This is a genomic window from Streptomyces malaysiensis subsp. samsunensis (assembly GCF_024519315.1).
Classification (GTDB): domain Bacteria; phylum Actinomycetota; class Actinomycetes; order Streptomycetales; family Streptomycetaceae; genus Streptomyces; species Streptomyces malaysiensis.
Genome location: NZ_JANIIC010000057.1, coordinates 25629 through 43267, shown reverse-complemented (window position 1 = coordinate 43267; position 17639 = coordinate 25629). Strand labels below are relative to the sequence as shown.

The window sequence follows — 17639 nt, the reverse complement described above, 5'->3', positions numbered from 1 at the left end:
GAGGAGATTTGGATTCCATGCGAGACGTCGTAGCGCAGATGCACCGATGGTGGGGCGAGGGCGAGCCGTTCGCCCGTGCCACGGTGGTGGCGACCTGGCATTCCTCGCCGCTGCCGCCCGGGACGAGCATGCTGGTCGGGCCCGATGGCGCCGCGATCGGCAGCGTCTCCGGCGGCTGTGTCGAAGGCGCCGTCTACGAACTGGCCCAGGAGGTGACCGACAGCGGCAGTCCCGTGCTGGAGCGCTATGGCGTCAGCGATGACGACGCCTTCGCGGTCGGGCTGACCTGCGGCGGCATCATCGATGTCTTCGTGGAGCGGATCGACCCCGAGGGCTTCCCCGAACTGGGCGAGGTGGCCACGGCGGTCGCCGCCGGGGAACCGGTGGCCGAGGTGATCTGCGTGGCCGTCGACGGGTCCGACCCGGAGGGCCGGCTGGGCCGCCGGCTGGTCGTACGGCCCGAGGGCACCTCGGGGTCGCTCGGCTCCGGGCGGCTGGACGCGGCCGTCGCCCAGGACGCGCGCGCACTGCTGGCCGGCGGCCGCACCGAGACCCTGCGCTACGGCTACGACGGCACCCGCATGGACGAGGAACTCACCCTGTTCGTCTCGGTCCACGCCACCCCGCCGCGGATGCTGGTCTTCGGCGCCGTCGACTTCGCGGCGGCCATGGCCCGGATCGGCGGATACCTCGGCTACCACGTCACCGTGTGCGACGCCCGTCCGGTCTTCGCCACCGCGCGCCGCTTCCCCGAGGCCCACGAGGTGGTGACCGACTGGCCGCACCGCTATCTGCGTACCGAGGCGGAGGCGGGCCGGATCGACGAACGCACGGTGGTCTGTGTGCTCACCCACGACCCGAAGTTCGATGTGCCGCTGCTCGAGGTCGCCCTGCGCCTGCCGCTGGCCTACGTCGGCGCCATGGGCTCCCGCCGCACCCATGACGACCGGCTCCGGCGGCTGCGCGCCACCGGTCTCGGCGAGGAGTCGCTGGCCCGGCTCGCCTCGCCGATCGGCCTGGACCTCGGTGCCCGTACCCCCGAGGAGACCGCCGTCAGCATCGCGGCCGAGATCATCGCCGACCGCTGGGGCGCCAGCGGCACCCGGCTGACCTCCCTCAGCGGCAGCATCCACCGCCAGCAGTCGATGCGGCCCGCGGCCGGAGGCTGAGACGGGGCCACGGCCCGGGCCGGGGATCGTCACAATGGTTCCCGGCCCGAAGTGGATGTAGGAGGAATCGAACCAGCCGTGGAGACCGCTCGAAGCAGCGACGACGACATAGAACCCACCGCCCGCGGGAAGGACGCGGCCATCGGCGACGGGGACGGCGACCCCGCCCCGCCGCCCAGACCCGGCTGGCGCCGCTGGGTGATGGACACCCGGCCGCTGCGCCACCGTCCCTTCCGCCGGCTGTGGAGCTCCACCACCGTCACCGCCGTCGGCAGCCAGCTGACTGCCGTCGCCGTCCCCAAGCAGATCTACGACATCACCGGCTCATCGGCGTGGGTCGGCTACGCCAGCTTCGCGGGGCTCCTCCCGCTGGTGGTCTTCGCACTGTGGGGCGGGGTGATCGCCGACCGGATCGACCGGCGCACCACGATGCTCGTCACCAACGTGGGCATCGCCGTCACCTCGCTGCTGTTCTGGGCCCAGTCCTTCGCCGGGCTGGACTCGGTGGCGGTCCTCATGGTGCTGCTCGCCGCCCAGCAGGGCTTCTTCGGCATGAACTCCCCGGCCCGCAGCGCCTCCGTCGCCCGTCTCGTCCCGGCCGCCGAACTCCCCGCCGCGACCGCTCTCCAGTCCACCGTCGCCCAGACGGGCATGATCATCGGCCCGCTGCTCGCGGGCGCCCTGATCCCCGTCCTCGGCCTGCCCACGCTCTATCTCATCGACGCCGTGGCGCTGTGCGTCACCCTGTGGGCCGTCTGGAAACTGCCCGCGCTGCCGCCCCTCACCGAGGGCGCCGCGGGCGGTGGGCGGCGGGCCGGATGGCGCGATGTGGCCGACGGCTTCCGGTACATCGCCACCCACCGCATCCTGCTGATGTCCTTCCTCGCGGACATCATCGCCATGGTCTTCGGCATGCCCCGTGCGCTCTTCCCCCAGCTCGCCGCGCACACCTACGCGCCCTGGGGCGAGGGGTTCGCGCTCGGCCTGCTCTTCGCGGCGATCCCGCTCGGTGCGGTGGCCGGCGGTCTGCTGTCCGGCACCTTCTCGCGCGCCCGCCGCCACGGACTGATGGTCATCGCCGCGGTGGTGTCCTGGGGTGTGGCCATCACCGGCTTCGGCCTCAGCCCGAACCTGTGGTGGGCGGTGGCCTTCCTCGCCCTCGCGGGCGTCGCCGACATGGTCTCGATGGTCTTCCGAGGGACGATCCTCCAGTCGGCCGCCACCGACGATATGCGCGGCCGGATGCAGGGCGTGTTCACCGTGGTGGTGGCGGGCGGCCCACGCATCGCCGATCTGCTGCACGGCACCGCGGGCTCCCTCCTCGGGGCCCGCGCGGCGGTGGCCGCGGGCGGGGTGCTGGTGGCCGTCGGCACGCTGGGGCTGGCCGCCGCGGTGCCCGCCTTCCGCCGCTACACACCCTGACGGGCTCCACACCCTGACGGGCTACACGTGTCTGACGGCACGACGGCGCCCGTGGCCGCCGAACGGCACGACGGCCGCCGCCGTCAAGCGGTACACACGGCACGACGGCCGTGCCCCCCACCGGAACCCGAACCGGGGGCACGGCCGTCGCGGCCCACGGCTCAGGTCGTACGCTCGCTCCGGTCGGCGCCCCACAGCGTGTGGAACGAACCCTCGCGGTCCACCCGCCGGTAGGTGTGCGCGCCGAAGAAGTCCCGCTGCCCCTGGACCAGCGCGGCGGGCAGCCGCTCCGAGCGCAGCGCGTCGTAGTACGCCAGCGCCGCCGAGAAGCCAGGCGCCGGCACCCCCAGCTCGGCCGAGGTGGCCACCACCCGCCGCCATGCGTCCTGGGCCGCGCCGAGAGCCTCCGCGAAGTGGTCGTCGGTCAGCAGTGTGACGGGCTTGCGGTCCTTGGCGTACGCCTCGGTGATCCGGTTCAGGAACCGCGCCCGGATGATGCAGCCGCCGCGCCAGATCCTCGCGACCGCCCCCGGGTCGATGTCCCAGCCGTACTCCTGGCTGCCCGCCTCGATCTGGTGGATGCCCTGCGCGTACGCCACGATCTTCGAGGCGTAGAGCGCCTGCTCGACATCGTCGGCGAACCGCTCCGCGGCGGCGCCCGTGAGCCCCTTGCCGGACGGCCCCGGCAGCCCCTGCGAGGCGTCCCGCAGATCCGCGTGGCCGGACAGCGAACGGGCGAACACCGCCTCGGCGATCCCGCTCACCGGCACGCCCAGGTCCAGCGCGGTCTGCACGGTCCAGCGGCCGGTGCCCTTCTGCTCGGCCTGGTCCTGCACCACGTCCACGAACGGCTTGCCGGTGGCGGAGTCGGTGTGCCCGAGCACCTCGGCGGTGATCTCGATCAGATACGACTCCAGCCGGCCGCCGTTCCAGGTGCGGAACACCTCCGCGATCTCACCCGGCGTCATGCCAAGCGCCCGCCGCAGCAGGTCGTACGACTCGGCGATGAGCTGCATGTCCGCGTACTCGATGCCGTTGTGCACCATCTTCACGAAGTGGCCGGCGCCGTCCGGGCCGATGTGGGTGCAGCACGGCGTGCCGTCCACCTTGGCGGAGATGCTCTCCAGCAGCGGCCCGAGCGACTTGTAGGATTCAATCGATCCGCCGGGCATGATGCTGGGCCCGTTGAGGGCACCCTCCTCGCCGCCGGAGATGCCGGTGCCCACGAAGTGCAGCCCGCGCTCGCGCAGGGACTTCTCCCGGCGCCGGGTGTCCTCGAAGTGGGCGTTGCCCCCGTCGATGATCACGTCGCCCTCTTCGAGGAGGGGTGCGAACTCCTCGATGACGGCGTCGGTGGGCGCACCCGCCTTGACCATGATGATCAGCCGCCGGGGCCGCTGGAGCGCGGCGACGAACTCCTCGGCACTCTCGGCCGGCACGAAGCTCCCCTCGTGGCCGTGCTCCTCCATCAGCGCCTTGGTCTTGGCGAACGTGCGGTTGTGGAGAGCGACGGTGTGCCCGTGCCGGGCGAAGTTGCGGGCGAGGTTGCTACCCATGACGGCCAGCCCGGTGACGCCGATCTGGGCGGTGGGCTGGGCGGTGGAAGGGCTGGGCATACGGTGTTCCACTCCTGTCACGCGCGTCGAATCCTTATGCGAGGCAGCAACGCCGAGGGGAGCGAGGATCTTCCCCGTCGATCAGCCGGATATCGCCCGGCCATAGTTGCACGATGTGCGCGACGGCGGATGAGTGTCCGGAGAAAGCGGCGGGGGTGTGTCATTTTTCTCGCACCTGGGCGATGCGCGGGATTGTGGGATGTCCACAAGCGGAGTGGTGCCCCGCGTGACTGCGGGGCGCATGCCGAGCGCGGGTGTAGGGGGGGCGATGCGCGGGTGCGTCGCCAGGGGGCTCTGCGTGACCGCGGGGTGTGTGGGCGCCAGCGGCCCGCATCACTCCGCGATGGCGGTCCGGGCCGTCCAGCGGAAGACCGGGAGTTCTTCGCCGTCGACGGTCGCATAGTCGCCTTGGTGGACGAAGTGCTCGTAGCCGGAGCCGATGTGCTGGAAATCGGCCGGGCGATTCGCGTGGTGGCCGCCCCGCCGGCCAAACGCGTGCAGCGGCTCTACGAGCTGCTGTACCACCAGAGCAATCTGATGGGCGATGAGACCTCCTACGTGAACATGGGCTACTGGCCGCGCGAATCCATGACGATCGACGAGGCCAGTCAGGCGCTGGCCGACCTGGTGGCCGACGCGGGCGAGTTCGGCCCCGGCGACCGCATACTTGACGTCGGATTCGGTTACGGTGATCAGGACTTCCGGTGGCTGGAGACGTGCAAGCCGGAGAAGATCGTCGGAGTGAACGTCACCCCGGGGCAGGTGCGCGCGGCGCGGGAACGCGCCCGCGCGGAGTCCACGACGCGGCATCTCGAATTCCGGGAAGGGGTGGCGACCGCGCTCCCGTTCCCGGACGAGACTTTCGACAAGGTCGTCGCTCTGGAGTCGGCGTTCCACTTCTCCACTCGTGACCAGTTCTTCGCCCAGGCGTTCCGGGTGCTGCGTCCGGGCGGGTTGCTCGTGACTGCCGACGTCATTCCCTTCGAGGTCGAGGAGAAAGACTCCGCGGATCCGGAGAAGACCTCGGGAATCGTCCCCAAAGCCAATTGGTACACGCGCGACGTGTATGCGAGCGGACGTCGACCTCGTGGAACCTGGTCGTATTCCGCACCGTTCTCCGCCGCGGGCTGCGGGACGGTGACAAGCTGAAGAGCGAGCTGGCGAAAATCGACTATGTCGTCGCTGTGGCACGAAAGAAGGCGTGACAGAAAGGTGTGACCCGGTGAGATCGGGCAGGGCGCCCGAGGGCTGGGGGCAGTGGCGAGGGCGGACACTGGAATCCGGTGTCCGCCCTCGCCGCTGCCCCCAGCCCGCTGCGCGGACCGCTACGCGCCGTTCCCCGGCTGGGTTATCAGCTCCATGGCGACTTTGAGCGTGACCTCGGCGCGCTGCTCGGGTGCGATGCGCACCTCTTCCGGCATCGCTTCCTCACTCAGCAGGGACAGTGCGTCGTTGTTGCTCAGCAGGATCGCGAGCACGGCCAGCTGGGCCCTGAGCTGGTCCGCGAAGTCGGCTTGCGGATCGATGACGAGGGCGAACATCGACTGCACCCCCTGCTGGAGACGCTGGCCGGCCGGGTGTTCCCGCAGGGCCGCCTGATTCTCCTGTGAGAACAGCATCAGGTTGCGCATCTTGCCGCTGCTGACGAGCTGCGACAGCCGCTCGAGCAGCCCCTTGCGCATGTCGAGCGTCGTCGGCTGGGCCTGTCCCCACTCGGCGACCTCCTCCACCGACGACGCCAAGTCGTCCACCACGCTGGAGAGAATGTCGGCCTTGGTCTTGAAGTGGTAGTAGAGCGCGGCCGTGCTGACGTTCAGTCGGTCGGCGATCTCGCGCAGCGATGTCTTCTCGTAACCGTGTTGGGTGAACAGCTCCAAGGCGACCTGTTGGATCCGTTCGCGTGTGTCACCTCGAGCTTCAGCCATGGCCGTCACCATACCCGAAAGGAAGCAACTTGACGGACGACAAGTAAGTGGTAACTTACTGGACGTCCGACAAGTAGGCCCTGTGATGTGGTTCGGAGGAGGTATCGGATGACGGCGGTCCCTACCGTCCGTGGTCATGACCTGGAGACATCCGCCGGTCGTGGCCGCTGGTTCGGCTTAGCGGTGATCGTGCTGGCGCAGCTGCTGGTCGTGCTGGACTCGACCGTGCTTGCCGTCGCCCTCCCCTCGGCGCAGCAGGACCTCGGGTTCTCCGACGCCAGCAGACAGTGGGTGCTGACCGCTTACACCCTCGCCTTCGGGGGGCTGCTGCTGCTCGGCGGCAGGATCGCGGACCGGATCGGCCTCAAGAGGTGCTTGGCGCTGGGCGTGACCGGGTTCGGGGTCGTGTCGGCCATCGGTGGGGCCGCGAACAGCGGTGGGATGCTGATCGCCTGCCGTGCCGCCCAGGGGGTGTTCGCCGCACTGCTGGCGCCGTGCACGCTGGCCCTCATCAACGTGATCTTTCCGGACAAGAGGGAACGCGGCAAGGCGTTCGGCATCTACAGCGGAGTGCTCGTGGCCGGCGGCGCACTCGGACTGCTGATCGGCGGGAGCCTCACCGAGTACCTCTCGTGGCGCTGGTGCATGTACGTCAATGTGCCGGTGACCGCCGTGGCCCTGCTGGGCGCGCTGACGGTGCTGCCGCTCTTACCGGGTCACCACATCAAGCTGGACCTCTTCGGCGGGCTGGTCGGCTGCTCCGGACTGGTGGCCATGGTCTACGGCTTCGGCCACGTGGCCGAGCAGGGGTGGGACTCCGCACTGGTGATCGGGCTGCTGATCGCCTCGGTGCTGCTGCTGGGGCTGTTCACCGTCATCCAGTCCAAGCGGAGCAGTCCACTGTTGCCGTTGCGCATCGTGACGGACCGCAATCGTGCCGGGGCCTTCGCCACCATGGTCTTCTCCAGCATCGGCCTGTTCGGCATGTTGCTCTTCCTGACGTATCAGCTTCAGGAGGTCATGGGCTACTCGCCGTTGCGCACCGGCTTCGCCTTCCTGCCGCTGCTGGCCGCGAACGTGAGCGTCTCGGCGATGAGCGCCACGTTGCTACTGCCTCGGGTACGGCCGCGCTATCTGCTGGCGACGGGACTGACGATCGCCGCGTTCGGTCTGTTCCTGCTGACCCGGATGACGCCGGAGAGCTCGTACTGGGACGGCATTCTGCCCGGCGAGGTGGTTCTGGGGCTCGGGCTGGGCACTGTGATGGCGCCCTGTGCCGCCACCGCCACCAACGAAGTCGCCAAGAGCGACACGGGTGTCGCCTCGGCCTTCTTCAACACCTCCACTCAGATCGGCGCGTCGATCGGCACGGCGCTGCTCAACACCATCGCCGCCAACGCCACCAAGGTGTACCAGGGCGCTCATCCCGGGATCCGTGCCGTGCGGGCCACTGTGCACGGCTACGTGGTCGCCGGGAGATGGGCCGCGGGTCTGCTGCTGATGGCGGCCCTGATGGCGGCCCTGATGGCGGTGGTGCTCATCACCGCGGCGCCGTTCCGGCCTTCGGAGGACGACGAGTGGAGCGACACCGGAGCCGCGGGAGTGCCGGGATGACGTAGGGCGCGTGAGCAGAGGGCATCGGGAACCGCACCCGCACCAGGTCCGCGCCGCCGCAGGGTCTGCCGCACACAGCGATAGGGTGGCAGCGCTCCTCGATGCGAAGTGGGCACATCCGAATCGTTCGGCGCACGCGCACTTGCGGTGGCTGGCGAAGTCCAACGGGCTGCCCGCCCGCCGTGCGGACGAGGTGCTGGAGACGGTCGGGCTGACCGAGGTGGCGCGCCGCCGCGCGGGCGGCTTCTCCCTCGGGATGTTCCAGAGGCTGGGCATCGCGGCGGCCTTGTTGGGCGACCCGCAGCTGCTGCTGTTCGACGAGCCGGTCAACGGACTCGATCCGGAAGGGATCCTGTGGATCCGGCGGTTCATGCAGAGGCTGGCGGCCGAGGGGCGCACCGTGTTCGTCTCCAGCCATCTGCTGTCCGAGATGGCACTGACGGCCGAGAAACTGGTGGTCATCGGGCGCGGCAAGCTCATCGCCCAGTGCAGCACCGCGCACTTCGTCAGCCAGGCGAGCCGCAGCGCGGTCGTGGTGCGCAGCCCCGAGGCCGGGGTCCTGATGCCGGTCATCGAGGCGGCCGGGTACCGCGTCGAGTGCGGTGAGGACCCGACCCGGCTGGTGGTGTCAGGGGCGTCCACCGAGGAGATCGGCGAGATCGCCGCCGCGCATCGGATCACGCTGCACGAGCTGATGGAGCAGAACGGGTCGCTCGAAGAGGCGTTCATGGAGATCACCGGTGACGCGGTCGAGTATCACGCGGACATTCGGGGGTCCGTCGAGGAGCGGTCCCTCCTGGCTTCGATCGGAGGTGAAAGTTGACACTGCTGGCAGTCGAGCGGATCAAGCTCTTCAGCACCCGCTCGCCGACGTTCTCCATCCCGTTGGCCCTGGGCTTCGCGGTAGGGCTCGGGGCCATGTTCACATCGCAGTCGGATGACGAGAACCCCGCGACGGTGGGCGTCACGCAGATGGGATACAGCTCCGGTCTGATCGTCATGATGGCGATGGCGACGCTGTCGGTGACCACCGAGTACCGCTACAACACCATCAGGCTCACCTTCCAGGCCGTCCCCCGCCGCGCCGCGGTTCTGCTGGCCAAGACCGGTGTGGTGGTGCTCGTCTCCGCGGTGACGGGCCTCATCGGTGCCTTCGCGGCCTGGGGCCTCGGGCAGTTGGTGAAGTCGGACGCGGACCTCGCCCTCGACAGTGGCGGGGACTGGCGCGACGTGGCCGGTGTGGGCCTGGTGTACGCCGTGGCCGCCGTTCTGGCGGTGGCCGTCGGACTGCTGGTCCGGCACAGCGCCGCCGCCATCGCGGTCGTTCTGGTCTACACGCTTCTGCTGGAAACGGTCGTCACATCGATCCCGGCGCTGGGCGAGCATGTGCAACCCTGGCTGCCGTTCAAGGCGGCGAACTACTTCCTGACCGATGGCCAGCCCGACCGGGTCACGGAGGGGGTGTCCGGGAATACCGTCGATTATCCCTATGGCCCGTGGACCGGTCTCCTCTTTTTTGCGGGAATCACCGCGGCGATTTATGTCATCTCCTTGATCACAACGCAGAAGCGTGACGCGTGAGGCGATGTTTCGGCATTGTCGGCAGGCCCTTGCGGAAGTGACGAGCGGCCCCGCTCGGCAGGTCGCGATGGCAGGCGGTCAGTCGAATGGTGACCGGCTCCGGGCGCGGCGATCGCCGCCGGGGAGGCGGAGGTTGCCGAGTCACTCGAGGGCTGTGCCGGGGTGGGTGTCGCGGCGGTCAACAGCCCGTCCTCGGTGGTGGTGTCGGGGCGCACGGCGACGTCGGGGCGTCGGGAGTGGCGTTTGCGTGGGCCGGCTCGTCCAGGAGGGCGCCGAGTCCGGCGGTCCAGGCCGTTACGCCCGACGTGTTCGACGAAGCCATCGTTCGTGTGGAGGACGTGGCCGAGGAGAAGCCGGTCATGTAGCGGATTCGGCGAGAGACGCGTACAACCCCGGCGAATGGCTCGTTCGTACGTGTCCATGAAGGGCGCCGCGCATACGAGGCGCCGCGCATACGAGGCGCCGCATGGGCGAGGGTGCCGCGGATACGAGGGTGCCGTCCCATCCGGACGGCGCCCTCGTATCCGCGGCCCTTCCGGCCGTTTCCCCATGCCGGGGTGGTGTTATCTCGGCGTATCCGTCGCCGTGCCGTTCACCGTTCCAGTGGCCCTCGTGGGGCGCTCCAGGATGCCCCGGGTGTCGGGCGGGGTCGGTTCCGGCGTGCCGGTGGTGTGCTGGGAGCCCGTGGACTCGGTGGAGCCGCCGTTCGCGGTGCCGTTCTGCGGTTGCGACGATCCGTTGATCTTCTCGATCGCCTGCCGGGCCTGCTCACCGGGAGAGCGGGCCGCCAACGGGGGTGGGGTATGGGGCGCGGTGGCCGCGGGCTGGTGCCGTTCCCGCTCGGGCTTGGCGTGGACGCCGATGGGGTGGGTCCCGTGGCGCAGCCGGTGGCTGACCGCCTCGTCGAGGCTCACCGGCCGCTGCGCCTGGGCCGCCAGCCGGCCGGCCTCCTGGCCCAGGGCGGCGACCACTTCCCAGGGCAGCTGGAGCACCAGGCGGACTTCGGCGTCGCCATCCGGCAATGCCTGGATGGGCGGGTTGAACCGGTCATTCATGGACGGGGCCTCCGGTCTCGGTAGCGGCCTGTGCGGGCGCCGCGCGTCCCGGGACAGGACGCGCACAGAGTCATACGGAGAACACGCCCCTCATGTTCAGCTGACCGCCGGACGGCCGTCAGGTCATGCCCACGGCCAGTCAGTTTTGCCCACGGCTGTTAGGGCTTGCCCGACAGCCGTCACGTCATGCCCACGGCTGTTAGGGCTTGCCCGACGGCCGTCACGTCATGCCCACGCCTGTTAGGGCTTGCCCGACAGCCGTCAGGTGTTGCTGAGCAGGATCATGATCGTCGCCAGGATCGCCCCCAGCACCAGGAGGGCGACGCCGTAGACCAGCCGCTGCGACCGCAGCACGGGGAGGAACGCGTCGAGGGAGATCCGGCCGGCTCCGGACAGCGCGAGCCCGGCGGCGCCGAGGCCGATGAGCACCGGGAACTCCACGCCGCCGAAGTAGCCGAGCGGCGTGGAGGAGGCGATGGCGTTGGCCATGGTGGCCGCGACGGCCGCACCCGCGAGCGGGGTGAGCAGCCCCACGACGAGGGCGAGACCGCCGAAGGTCTCGACGAGCCCGGCGATCACGGCCATGGCCTTGGGCGCCGGATAGCCGAATTGCGCGAACAGCACCGCCGTCTTGTCGATGCCCAGACCGCCCCACCAGCCGAAGAGGTGCTGTGCGCCGCGTCCGGCGACGGCCAGCCCGACGCCGATGCGGATGACCAGCAGACCGACGTCATGGGCGAGGAGCACATGTGCCGCGGATCTGGGCGAGGCCGGGGCCGGGGCCGGTGCGGAGGCGTTCTCGTGGTGGGAGTAAGACATGGCGCCCTCGTCTGGCCGGGCTCGGCGCGGATCGCCGAGCCGATATCCGAAATGCACCTTAAGTAATTTTTATTCCACCGGGATGGGAGGTTCAACCCGGACACCCATCAGTGCGGGAGTGGCCTCCGCAGGAGCCGCCGGGTCGTCTCCGGGTCAGAACCAGGAGCGCGGCCCCGGCCAGACAGCAGCCTCCGGCCGCCATCAGGGCCGCGGCGACCGCAGCGGTACTCCGTGCCTCGGCGGCGGGCCCGGACAGGGCCACCCCCAGCCCCGCCGCGGTGGTGATGACCGTCTTGGTCACCCCCGACGCCTCCCCGGCGCGCTCGGGCCGCACCACCGCCTGGGTCGCGATGAGCGTCAGGGCGCCCGCGATCCCGAGCGCGGCCCCGCACCCCGTGACCGCGACGAGGAAGACCGGCAGGCTCGTCGCCATGGCGGCGGCGCCGAGCGCGGCCGCCCCCAGCACCAGGGCCGCGGCCATCACCCGCACCGCGTCCGCCGTGCGGATCCGCCCCGCCACCGGCCCGGCCAGCGCCATCGCCGCCGCCGGGGCCAGGAAGGCCGCCCCCGCGCCCGTCGCCGACAGCCGCCACGGCCCCTGGAGCGCCAGGGGTACCACGAACAGGAGCACCACGGTCGCGGCATTGGCCGCCGCCCCGGCAGCCGTGAGCGCCACAAAGGGCCGGTTGCCGAACAGGGCCAGGTCCACCAGCGGATTCGCCACCGCCCGCTCATGCCGTACGAAGACGCACCCGAGCGTGACGGCCAGCGCCAGGGCCGTCGCCGAACGGCCGGAGGCCCAGCCCCACGGCTGCCCCCGGTCGACCAGGACCGCGAGCGCCGCGAGCGCGCCGGTGGCCGTGACCAGCCCCGCCATGTCCACGGACGGCGGCACGGTGGTGTCGCGCGACTCCCCGGACCGTGCCGCACACCCCACGGCGACCAGCGCGACCGGCACATTCAGCCAGAACACCGCCCGCCAGGACACGGCCTCGGTGAGCACCCCACCGGCGTACGGCCCGCATACGGTGGCCACGCCCCCGATGCCCAGCGCCCGCCCCATGACCCGCGCACGCGCCCTGGGCGGGCAGGCGTTCGTCAGCAGGGCCAGGCCGACCGGCATGGCCACCGCCCCGCCCGCGCCCTGCACTACCCGCGCGCCCACCAGCACCGGAAGCGACGGGGCCAGCGCGCACACCAGCGACGCACCCCCGAACACCGCCAGTCCCGCCGTCAGCAACCGGCGGCGGCCGTACAGATCGCCCAGCCGCCCCGCGCCCGCCATCAGCGTGCCGGCCGCGAGCAGATACCCGCTCACCACCCACTGGAGGCCGCCTCCCGCCGCGCCCAGATCCCGCCCGATCCCGGGCAGGGCCAGATTCAGCGCGAAGGCGTCCAACTGGACACAGAACACGGTCGCCGACACCGCCGCCAGCGCCCATCGCCACGCCGGTCCACCACTTTCCACCGTCATCACCCACTCCTCGGCACCCGATAAGGACAGGTCGGAAACCGGGGCTGAAAAGAGAGACGAGCGATACGGAAGGAAACGGGCGCGGCCATCACACCCGGGGGAACGGCGATCGGTCAGCGGCGGGGCGGCAGCCGGTGCAGCTCCACGGCGGTCAGCCGCCCGGCCTCGATCGTGGCCGTCATGAATGTACAGTACGGCTGCCGGCGCCGATCGGTGGGGGAGCCGGGGTTGAGCAGTCGCAGCCGCCCCTCGGCCATGGAGTCCCACGGGATATGGCTGTGGCCGAACACCAGCACATCGAGGCCGGGGAACCGCTCGGCGCAACGCCCCTCCCGGCCCCGCGCCGGTCCGGTCTCGTGCACCACGCCCAGCCGCACCCCCGCCAGCTCGGTCTGGGCCACCTCCGGCAGCCGCGCCCGCAGCTCGGGCCCGTCGTTGTTGCCGTACACCCCGATCAGCCGCCGTGAGCGCTCCTGGAGCAGATCGAGGGTGGCGAGGTCGACCCAGTCGCCCGCGTGGACCACGACGTCGGCGTCCGGCAGCCGCTCCAGCAGCTCATCGGGGAGCCGCTTGGCGCGCCGGGGGAGATGGGTGTCGGACATCAGCAGAAGACGCACATGGCCGACCGTACCGCCGCCGATCCCTTGACGAGGGCATCGACGGAAGAAATAGTGTGCCAAGCGGCACTGTTGACCGGGAGGCTCCCAGGGGGTGGACATGGCAGCGCGGCCACAGGCGCGGACGGCGGAGGAAGCGGCGCGGGACCGCTATCCGCGGCCGGTGGTGTCGACGGCGGAGGCCGAGTGGATCTGGCGGCAGCTGTCGGTGCAGGCCATGGAGGACGGCGCGAGGCCGGAGACCGTACGGCTCGCCGTGGTGGTGGGCCTGGCGCGGGCCAGCGGGGCCCGGTACGGCGGTCTGCTGCGCTGCACCCTGTCGGCGCTTGACCTGGACTCGGGGTGGGTGACCATCGAGCACGGCAAGCACCGCGCCCCGCGTCGGCACGGCCTGGACCGCGGCACCGTGCTGGTGCTGCGCCGCTGGCTGCGGGTGCGCCAGGAGCTCTGCGCCGAGCTGGAGGGATCGGTGCCGGACGCACTGCTGCTGACGGTGCACCACACCCATGACAACGGCGTGACCGTGGCCGCCGGGCTGCCCATCACCCGGCAGGGTCTTGTGCTCTCCTGGCGCCGGTTCGTCCACCGTACGAACGCCCGGCACGCCGCTCGCCGCCCCCCGCTGCCCACCCGTTTCGAACAGGTCCGCCGCGTCTGGGACGCGTGAGCCGGGCGGGGCCGGGCGACCTGAGCCGGGCGAGGGCGAGTGAGCTGAGCCGGGTGGGGGGCGGGCGACCAGAGCCCGGTGGGGGCGGGGCGGCTCGTGCGCCCCGCCCCCACCGGCCCGGTTAGGCCGCGGGCGCCGCGGCCGCAGCCGTGACGGCGAACCGCGCCTGTGCGGTGGCGCCGTTCACGCTCACCGCGAGGGTGGCCGTACCCGGGCGCAGCGCGGTCAGCCTGCCGGTCGCCGGGTCGTACGCCGCCACATCGCGGCGCCCGGCGTCGTCCGGATCGCCGATGTGGACGTTGGGCGAGCCGCTCCAGTCCGCGCTCAGCGGGAAGCCGACCGGCACCCGGCGGGCGTCGGTCCCCTCGCCCTGGAGGACGGTCGCCGTGACGTCGGCGGTCTGCCCGGTGCGCAGTTCGGCCGGGGCGGTGGCGGTCAGCCCGTCCACATGGGCGCGGGTCTGTACGGACACCCAGTCCGGGCCGCCCTTCCACGGGGCGTGGCGCGCGGCCGCCTGTTCCCCGGCCGAGACGCGGTCCACGCCGACCATCGACCAGCCGGTGAAGCCGCCCTGGCCGGGCGGGGTGGCGGGGTTCTTGCCCGAGTTGCCGTTGATCAGATACGGGACGCCGTCCACCCGTGAGGCGTGGAAGGTGCCGACGTGGCTGCCGATGAACCCCGCGCCCTTGCCGGTCGTACGGCGGAAGTCGGCCAGCCAGTTCTCCAGCAGCGCCGCCTCCTTGCGGTCGCTCAGCTGGCTGCCCTGCTGCGGGGTGGGGTCGCGCGGCGGCACATGCTCGATCACCATGACGGAGCCGACGTCCGGGTCCTTCGCGGCCGCGTCCAGCTGGGCGCGCAACTCCTTGATCTGGTCGAAGCCGCCGGCGCGCAGCCCCAGACGTGAGGTGTCCAGGGTGAGGAAGCGGGTGCCGCGGTGGTCGAAGGTGCGGTGGGCGGGGCCGAATTCGGTGGTGAAGTTGTCGATGGAGCCGCCCATCACCTCATGGTTGCCGGGCACGTAGTACCAGGGCAGCGCATCGCCCAGCTCCTCCTTCAGCACGGTGCGGGCGAAGGCCAGATCGGCGGGGGAGCCCTCGTCCACCAAGTCCCCGTTGATCACGAGGAAGTCGGGCTTGGCCGCCTTGATCTCCCGCAGGGTGCGGCGGGCCTGGGCGACGATCGGGCTGCCCGGGTCGCGGGCGACGAACTGCGCGTCGGACATCACCGCGAACCGCCAGTCGCGTCCCTGTGTCCGGGCGGCGGTGGAGATCAGCGGATCGGGGCGCACGCTCTCCGTGGGCAGTTCGACGGAGGGCGGTACCCGCGCCGTGAGGTCGTCGATGACCACACTGCCGGTGTACTGGCGGGTGGCGGAGGTCTCGGCGAGGTAGAAGCGGTTGACCTTCAGTGGATAGGCGACCCCGGCCGGGACGGCGAAGTCGACATGTCGCCATCCGCTCCAGGTCACATAGGGCCCGCGGAGCAACTGGTCGGAGCCCGCCGCGTCCTTGAGGTGCAGGGTGGGCCAGGCCCCGTTGCCATCGCCCTTGATCCACAGGCCGAAGGACTGCGGCTGCCCGTCCACCTCGATCTGCTGGGGCGGGGTGACATAGGCGGCGCGGGTGGCCGTGGACTGGGTGAAGTCGTAGTCCAGCTTCAGCCCGGTGCCGGTGTGGCCTTCGGGTGTGGCCGCCGCGGAACCGGAGGCGCGGGCCTGGCTGAAGGTCCAGCGATCGGCGTCGTCGAAGGACGCCTCCTGCCGCTCGGTCAGGCCGACGGTGACGGCGAGCACCGTGGTGGCGCCGCCGACGCCGACCCTGACCTGCCCCGCGGCCTGGTCGTGCCGTGCCTTGACGGTGAAGGTGCCGGTCCGGGGATCCGGGGCGATGTCGAACAGCGCGTGGTCGTAGGAGAGGCGCATATCGGACGGTTCGACGGGGGCGCTGGTGCCGTGCGCGTCCAGGCCGACGATGCCGAACCGGCCCGTGGCCCCGGCGTCGGCCAGGCCGACCAGCCGGGTGGTGGGCTGGATCCGGTCCAGCCGGTCCAGGACGGTGAGGCCGGTCTCGCCGTGTGCGGTGCCGCGTCGGGCGGTGACGGTGGTGTCGCCGCCGTGCCGGGCGGTGAAGGTGCCGTCGGCGCCGACCCGGCCGATGTGCTCATCGTCCGTCCGCCACTGCGGCTCGCCCTCGGCGGGGCCGTACGTCTCGTCGTAACCGGCGGCGGTGAGGCGGCGGGTGAGTCCGGGGAAGACCCGCTCGGGGTGGCCGCCCCGGACCTGATCGGCGGTGGGCGCGGACGCGCGGTCCATCGCGGTGTCCACCCAGAAGCCCTTGAGCCGGCCGCTGCCGTCGGGGGCGGTGAGGGCCAGACCGTTGGGGACGGTGCGCTCGGCGCCGTCGGACGGGCTGTTCTCGACCCGGGGGGTGTCGCTGCCGGGCTCACGGGCGACGAGCGTGGAGGAGCCGCCGCCGTCGAGGTTGAGGGCGCTGAAGGCGCCCGCGTCCTTCATCATCAGGCCCAGCTCGGTGAGGGTGACCCCGCCGCTGTCGGCCTGCCGTCCGTCCACGGTGAGGATCTGCATGGTGTGGCCGTCGCGGGAGAAGCCGACCGCGGTGCGCGGCGCGGTGGCGTTGTTGCCCTCGCCCTCGTGGCCGACCGCCTTGCCGTCCACGACCAGCAGCTCCCGGCCGCCGACGGCCGTGCGCGGTACATCGCCGCCGTCGGTGCGCGGCCGGTACTCCATCGACACCGGGTCGCCGGCGGCCAGTTCGGACAGCGCGTCGGCCCCGGCGTCCCGGCCGACCAGCACGGTCGCACCGGCCGGGATCGGGCCCTTGCCGGGCTCGGCGGCGGTCTTGGTGACCTTGCCGTCCACGACCGTGACCTCGGCCGTGCGCCGTGCGCCGTCCACGGTCTGGGCGCGGTCCGCCTCGCCCCACTGGGCGGTGTACGCCCCGATCCCGGCGGCCGGGACGTTGGCGGCGTTGAGCGCCGCGAGCGGATGGGGGCCGTCGGGGAGGGTCAGGGTGCCGTCGAAGTAGAGCTGGAGTACGCGGCCCGCGTCGGCCGGGCCGATGCCGACGGCGCGGGCGGGCCCGGCCGCGGAGGCGGAGTTGACGAGGCGGCTGTCGCCGATGCCGTTGCCCTCGGGGGCGCCGGTCTGGTTGATGTCGAAGAAGTCACCGTTGATCGCCGCGACCGTGCGGCGCCCAGGCCCGGGGTCGTGCTCGGCGGCCAGTTGGGAGACGGTCCGGCGCTCGGTGACCTTGTCGGGGTGGAGATAGTCGATCCTGGTGCCGCCGGCCAGGTCCACCGACAGTGCGTCGGCCCGCAGCCATTTGTCGGACTCGAGCCGGTCGTACGAGGTCAGCCGCACGCCCGGGGCGACCGGTCGGGTGGAGCGGGCGGTCTGGAGCCCGTCGCCGTCGGCCACGGAGCGGGTGCCCGTCGCGCCGCTGGCGGGCGGGGGCGCGACGGGCCGCAGCATTTCCGAGGACGACCTGGGCGCGGGCTCGGGTGCAGGGGCTGGGGTGTTGTCGGCGGTGGCCTGGCCGGCGGCGCCCAGCACGAGGGCGGACACCGCGGCCAGGGCCGCCAGGGGTCTGGCGAACGCGACAGGAGGCACGGCAACTCCATGGGGCCAGGGGACTCGCGTGGTTCACACGCACAGCGCCCCA

General features: G+C 71.6%; 14 protein-coding genes and 1 pseudogene. 7 read left to right on the top strand and 8 right to left on the bottom strand.

Annotation, left to right across the window (positions count from 1 at the left end; genetic code table 11):
- The first annotated feature begins 17 nt into the window (after positions 1-17).
- Both NQU54_RS36785 and NQU54_RS36780 read left to right on the top strand, forming a co-directional pair.
- Entirely contained in the window at positions 18-1169 is a 1152-nt protein-coding gene (locus NQU54_RS36785; RefSeq protein WP_257634795.1) for an XdhC family protein, read from the top strand.
- A gap of 78 nt (positions 1170-1247) precedes the next feature.
- A complete protein-coding gene (locus NQU54_RS36780) occupies positions 1248-2591 on the top strand; it encodes an MFS transporter (protein WP_372506182.1) in 1344 nt (447 codons plus the stop codon).
- A 161-nt stretch (positions 2592-2752) separates the two neighbouring features.
- Here the strand turns inward: NQU54_RS36780 and gnd are convergent, their stop codons facing one another.
- Positions 2753-4207, bottom strand: a complete 1455-nt coding sequence (gnd, locus tag NQU54_RS36775; protein ID WP_257634794.1) for an NADP-dependent phosphogluconate dehydrogenase — start codon at positions 4205-4207, stop codon at positions 2753-2755.
- Positions 4208-4540: 333 nt separating this feature from the next.
- Positions 4541-4648 carry a DUF5988 family protein gene (locus tag NQU54_RS49845; protein WP_257634817.1) on the bottom strand — a complete coding sequence of 36 codons (108 nt, stop codon included), beginning with the start codon at positions 4646-4648 and terminating at the stop codon, positions 4541-4543.
- On the opposite strand from NQU54_RS49845, the gene NQU54_RS36765 reads away from it, so the two are divergent.
- The gene (locus NQU54_RS36765; RefSeq protein ID WP_257634793.1) at positions 4619-5356 is read left to right on the top strand and encodes an SAM-dependent methyltransferase; all 738 of its coding nucleotides are present in this window, start codon (positions 4619-4621) and stop codon (positions 5354-5356) included. The two genes, NQU54_RS49845 and NQU54_RS36765, sit on opposite strands and share 30 nt — an antisense overlap.
- A gap of 176 nt (positions 5357-5532) precedes the next feature.
- Here the strand turns inward: NQU54_RS36765 and NQU54_RS36760 are convergent, their stop codons facing one another.
- The gene (locus tag NQU54_RS36760) at positions 5533-6132 is read right to left on the bottom strand and encodes a TetR/AcrR family transcriptional regulator (protein ID WP_159398863.1); all 600 of its coding nucleotides are present in this window, start codon (positions 6130-6132) and stop codon (positions 5533-5535) included.
- 108 nt (positions 6133-6240) lie between these two features.
- Between NQU54_RS36760 and NQU54_RS36755 the strand changes: the two genes are divergently transcribed.
- From NQU54_RS36755 to NQU54_RS36745, 3 genes and pseudogenes are all read left to right on the top strand, one after another.
- Entirely contained in the window at positions 6241-7746 is a 1506-nt protein-coding gene (locus tag NQU54_RS36755) for an MFS transporter (protein WP_257634792.1), read from the top strand.
- Between the two features lie 82 nt (positions 7747-7828).
- A pseudogene (locus tag NQU54_RS36750) lies at positions 7829-8569 on the top strand (DUF8746 domain-containing protein); the annotation flags it as partial.
- A complete protein-coding gene (locus tag NQU54_RS36745; RefSeq protein ID WP_257634791.1) occupies positions 8566-9327 on the top strand; it encodes an ABC transporter permease in 762 nt (253 codons plus the stop codon). The pseudogene NQU54_RS36750 and the gene NQU54_RS36745, both read left to right, overlap by 4 nt.
- A 563-nt stretch (positions 9328-9890) precedes the next feature.
- Here the strand turns inward: NQU54_RS36745 and NQU54_RS36740 are convergent.
- The 4 genes from NQU54_RS36740 to NQU54_RS36725 form a co-directional block, all read right to left on the bottom strand.
- Entirely contained in the window at positions 9891-10382 is a 492-nt protein-coding gene (locus tag NQU54_RS36740) for a hypothetical protein (protein ID WP_257634790.1), read from the bottom strand.
- A 261-nt stretch (positions 10383-10643) separates the two neighbouring features.
- Entirely contained in the window at positions 10644-11201 is a 558-nt protein-coding gene (locus NQU54_RS36735) for a DoxX family protein (RefSeq protein ID WP_099015956.1), read from the bottom strand.
- 91 nt (positions 11202-11292) lie between these two features.
- Positions 11293-12675 (bottom strand): MFS transporter, encoded by a 1383-nt coding sequence (locus NQU54_RS36730; RefSeq protein ID WP_257634789.1) that lies wholly within the window; start codon positions 12673-12675, stop codon positions 11293-11295.
- A gap of 113 nt (positions 12676-12788) precedes the next feature.
- A complete protein-coding gene (locus tag NQU54_RS36725; protein WP_257634788.1) occupies positions 12789-13292 on the bottom strand; it encodes a metallophosphoesterase family protein in 504 nt (167 codons plus the stop codon).
- Between the two features lie 100 nt (positions 13293-13392).
- Here NQU54_RS36725 and NQU54_RS36720 point away from each other — a divergent pair, with 100 nt between their 5' ends.
- A complete protein-coding gene (locus NQU54_RS36720; protein ID WP_257634787.1) occupies positions 13393-13959 on the top strand; it encodes a tyrosine-type recombinase/integrase in 567 nt (188 codons plus the stop codon).
- A 121-nt stretch (positions 13960-14080) separates the two neighbouring features.
- Here NQU54_RS36720 and NQU54_RS36715 read toward each other — a convergent pair whose 3' ends face one another.
- On the bottom strand, positions 14081-17587 hold the full coding sequence (locus NQU54_RS36715; RefSeq protein ID WP_257634786.1) for a phosphodiester glycosidase family protein: 3507 nt from the start codon (positions 17585-17587) through the stop codon (positions 14081-14083).
- Between the last annotated feature and the right edge of the window lie 52 nt (positions 17588-17639).